We start from the raw sequence: 4,338 nt of genomic DNA on the forward strand, positions 1-4,338 counted from the left end.
CACGCGGCACCGTAGGCGCCGGGCGCCACCACGCCGGGCGCGGTGCGGGCCTCGGCGAACTGGGCGGTGGACTCGGCCGAGTTCAGGGCCTCGTCGCCACCGTCACCGCCGTCGCCGTCGGCCTTGGCGGTGGCGTTGGCGGTGGCGTCGGCGCTGAACAGGGGGGCGATGCGCGGATCGGCCGCCGCCCCGGCGGCGCGCTGGTGCGCGCTCTGCGCGAGGTGGCGGACGTCCCACGGACGGGGTGCGGGTGCGGGCGCGGCCAGGGCCTGCGTGGTGGTCAGGCCGAGCGCCGTGAGGGTGACGAGGCCGAGCAGCAGTCGTCGTCGTTGCCGGATGGGCACGATGCGGTGATCCTCCCCAGAAGGGCCAGGGCAGCGCGGTCGCGCGACCTGGCGGAGCATCACGAAGCCTGGCCGGTGGGCCCGGTGCGGGTGAAGGAAGGCACCATAACGAATCACTAAAATAATGGCAGGGCAACGACAACCGGACACGGGTGGGCCACTCAGCCGGGGACCCGCAGGGCCCTGCTGTAGACCGTGGAGCTCCGACGGACCGTCATGCCCACCCGCTCGTAGAGCGACAGCGCGCCGGTCTCCGAGTGCGTCCACAGGGTGCAGGTCCGCTGTCCTTGTCGGTGGAAGGCACGGAAGGACTCCCGCAGCAGCAGCCGGGCGATCCCGCGGTTGCGGTGGTCGCGCCGTACCGCGACCCGCTCGACGTACCCCTCACCCAGGCTCGGGACGTCCAGCGAGAGCACGGCGCCGACCATCGCCTCGCCGGCGAACGCCACCGGTGAGATCGCCGGTGCGAACGTGGGGCGCTCGATGGTGTGCCGGGCCCACTCCTCGTAGGACTTGCGCCGCTTCTGCCACTCGTCGAAGGCGTCCTCGGTGAGCTGGTGCGCGGCTCGTTCGTCCCCCGGCCGGAAGGGCCGCACCGTGATGCCCGCCGGGGGTGGTGGCACCACGGGTTCGACGGGCAGCGCGATCTCCAGCAACCACTGGGTGACGAGCGGCCCGTAACCGCGGGAGCGGAGCAGCGCGGCGGCCCCGCGATCGTTGTCCTGGACGGTCTGGGACATCCGCTCACGGCCCGACCCGACGGCCCGCGCCTCGACCCAGTCGAGCAGGGCGCTGCCCAGCCCCCGATCACGGTGGTCGGGGTGGACGTCGACCTCGGCACGCTGTCCCGGGTTCATCCAGGCCCGGCCGGCCAGCATCCCGGCGGCATCGTGCACGAGCAGGGTGTCGAGCGCCGGGTCGAGGCCGGGCAGCGTGAGATCGGCCGCGATGCTGTCGAGTCCGGTGTCGGCACGGCCGAGCAGCTCGCGCTCGCACGCGGCGACCAACTGGTGGACGGCTTCGGCGTCGGCGGCCGTGGCCGGTCGGCAGCGGTAGGACGGTGGCAACGGGAGTGGCGAGAGATCGGGCATGAGCTGACCCTGCGTCATCGGCACCCGCCCTGTCGACCCGGTTACCCGTCCCGATGATCGGCCCTGGCCGCCCGGCCGTTCGGATCGGTGTGGCATCGTGGAGCGCATGGCCGAACCGACCGACCTTCCGCTCGCCGATGCCGAACTGACGGCCTTCATCGAGGCCGTTCGGCAGGACCCCGGACCCCCGGCCCGCGCCGTGGGCGCGGCCGAGTTGCGGCGTGCGCAGCGACTGCGCGGACAGGCCCGGCCGCCCGGCCCCGAGCTCGCCCACGTCGAGGACCTGACGGTCGGCCCGACGGCCGTGCGGGCCCGCCTCTACCGGCCTGCGGAAGTGGGCCCCGCGCTGGTGGTCTTCCTGCACGGCGGGATGTGGACGATCGGCGACCTGGAGTCGCACGACCGGATGTGCCGCCGGCTGGCACTCGGCGCCGGTACCGCGGTGCTCGCCGTCGACTACCGCCGGGCTCCGGAGCACCCCTGGCCCGCCGCCGTGGACGACTGCGTGGAGGTCGTCCGGTGGGCCGTCGCCGGCGGGGGCCGCGGCACGGCGATCGCGGGCCCGACCGTGGTGATGGGTGACAGCGCCGGCGGGAACCTCGCCGCGCTCGCCTGCCTGCGGCTGCGCGACGAGGGCGGACCGCTGCCGGCCGCCCAGGTCCTGGCGTACCCCAACACCGACCTGACCCTCTCCCGTCCCAGCACCCGGTCGAAGGCCACGGGGTGGGGGCTGACGACCGACGACGTCGCGTGGGGGGCCGAGCAGTGGGTGCCGGACCCGTCCCGGCGCGCCTCCCCCGAGGTCAGCCCGCTGCACGCCCTCGACCTCGGCGGGCTCCCGCCGGCCGTCGTGGTCACCGCGGAACACGATCCGCTGCGGGACGAGGGCGACGCCTACGCCGCCCGGTTGGCCGCCGCCGATGTCGCCGTCCGGCACCGTCGCGAGGCCGGGATGGTCCATGGATTCCTCACCCTCGACACCCTGTCGCCGGCCGCCGCGGCGGCGGGCGACAGGGTCTTCGCGGAGGTCGCCGACCTGCTCCACCGGATCCGCTGACGCCGGCCCGACGCCCCGATGGTCACAGGCCGGTGAGAGGGCTCGCTCAGGCGGTTCACAGCTTCGGGCCGGAGCGTTGCGCCCATGACCAGAACCAGCCCCGTCTCCTCGGACCCTGCCCCGGCCCCGGACGCGTCGGCGCCCGCCGCGGACCGGCAGCCCCCGCCCACATACGGGTGGCGGCAGCTCCCGCCCCCGCACCCGGCGCGACCGCTCTTCCCCGCGCGCCCACCCGCCGCCGGTGCGGACCGGTCCGCTCCCGGTGCGCGTGGACCGCGCGGCCTGGCCCGGCGGGTGTGGCGCGGGCGTCCCGAGGATCCGGCCTGGGTGCGGCCGGCGCTGCTGGCCCTGCTGGCGGCGACCGCCGTGCTGTACAGCTGGGACCTCAGCGCCTCGGGCTGGGCCAACTCCTTCTACTCGGCGGCGGTGCAGGCCGGGACGCGGAGCTGGAAGGCGTTCTTCTACGGCTCCTCCGACGCCGCCTCCTTCATCACGGTCGACAAGCCGCCGATGTCGCTGTGGCCGATGGAGCTGTCCGCGCGGATCTTCGGGCTCAGCTCGTGGAGCGTGCTGCTACCGCAGGCGCTGATGGGCGCGGCCACCGTGGGGAGCGTCTACGCCACGGTGCGCCGGCGGTTCTCGCCGCTGGCCGGCCTGGTCGCCGGCGCGGCCCTGGCGCTGACACCGGTCGCCACCCTGATGTTCCGCTTCAACAACCCGGACGCGCTGCTGGTGCTGCTGATGGCGCTGGCCGCCTACACGCTGCTGCGCGCCGTCGAGACGGCCGGCACCCGCTGGCTGCTGCTGACCGGGGTGCTCTTCGGCTTCGGGTTCCTGACCAAGACGCTGCAGGCCTTCCTGATCCTGCCGGCCTTCGCGCTGGTCTACCTGGTGGTCGCGCCCACCGGCCTGTGGCGGCGCATCCGCCAACTGCTGGCCGCGGGGCTCGCGCTGGTGGTGGCGGCCGGCTGGTGGGTGGCGGTCGTCCAACTGGTGCCCGCGGCCGACCGGCCCTACGTGGGCGGCTCGCAGGACAACAGCTTCCTCTCGCTCACCTTCGGCTACAACGGGTTCGGGCGGCTGACCGGTGACGAGACCGGCAGCGTCGGCGGCGGTGCGCCGGGCGGTGCCACCGGCGGGCCCGGCGGCATCGACGGCGCCCTCGGCGGGGCCGCCCTCCCCGGTGGCGGGGGCGGGCGCGGCGGCGGGATCTGGGGCAGCACCGGCCTGACCCGACTCCTCGACGGCGACATCGGCGGCCAGATCGCCTGGCTGCTGCCGGCGGCCCTGCTGCTGCTGGTCTTCGGCCTGTGGGCCACCCGCCGCTACGCGCGCACCGACTCGGCACGCGCCGCCTTCCTGGTCTGGGGCGGCTGGCTGCTCTGCACCGGACTGACGTTCAGCTACATGGGCGGCATCTTCCACCAGTACTACACGGTCGCCCTGGCCCCCGCGATCGCCGCGCTGTGCGGGATGGGCGTGGACGGTCTGTGGCGGGCCCGCCACCGGCTCGGGTACGCGGCGCTCGCGGGCGTGGTGGTCGCCACCACCGCCGTCTGGGCGTTCGTGCTGCTCGGGCGCAGCGGTGACTTCCTGCCGTGGCTGCGCTGGACGGTGCTGACCGTCGGGCTGGCGGTGGCTCTCCTGCTCCCGCTGGCCGGTCGGCTGGCGGGCCGGGTGACCGGGCGGGTGGGCTCGCGACTGGCGGCCGTGACCGGGCTGGCCGCCCTCGCGGTGGCGCTCGCGGGACCGGCGTCCTACGCGCTGGACACCGTCTCGACCGGTCACACCGGATCGATCGTGACCGCCGGGCCGCGGGTGCAGGGCGCCGGCGGGCCGGGCGGGA

Annotated in this window: 3 protein-coding genes and 1 pseudogene; 2 read left to right on the forward strand and 2 right to left on the reverse strand. The window is 75.2% G+C overall.

The genetic code is table 11. The features are described from left to right. Together ABD323_RS39640 and ABD323_RS39645 are read right to left on the reverse strand one after the other, a co-directional pair. Positions 1-344 (reverse strand): annotated as a pseudogene (locus ABD323_RS39640) (glycosyl hydrolase); the annotation flags it as partial. Positions 345-505: 161 nt separating this feature from the next. Further along, a complete protein-coding gene (locus tag ABD323_RS39645; protein ID WP_344446965.1) occupies positions 506-1,435 on the reverse strand; it encodes a GNAT family N-acetyltransferase in 930 nt (309 codons plus the stop codon). Positions 1,436-1,541: 106 nt separating this feature from the next. On the opposite strand from ABD323_RS39645, the gene ABD323_RS39650 reads away from it, so the two are divergent. After that, positions 1,542-2,492: an alpha/beta hydrolase gene (locus tag ABD323_RS39650; RefSeq protein WP_344446966.1), complete on the forward strand. Its 951-nt coding sequence runs from the start codon at positions 1,542-1,544 to the stop codon at positions 2,490-2,492. Between the two features lie 327 nt (positions 2,493-2,819). Continuing rightward, positions 2,820-4,338, forward strand: a 1,519-nt coding sequence (locus tag ABD323_RS39655; protein ID WP_425556324.1) for a glycosyltransferase family 39 protein, incomplete at its 3' end; no start/stop codon positions are given.

Source organism: Kitasatospora nipponensis (assembly GCF_039528135.1).
Classification (GTDB): domain Bacteria; phylum Actinomycetota; class Actinomycetes; order Streptomycetales; family Streptomycetaceae; genus Kitasatospora; species Kitasatospora nipponensis.

Excerpts from the sequence above, each read along its gene's own strand:
- ABD323_RS39650 (WP_344446966.1), top strand. The coding sequence starts at position 1,542 with ATGGCCGAACCGACCGACCTTCCGCTCGCCGATGCCGAACTGACGGCC.
- ABD323_RS39645 (WP_344446965.1), bottom strand. The coding sequence starts at position 1,435 with ATGCCCGATCTCTCGCCACTCCCGTTGCCACCGTCCTACCGCTGCCGA.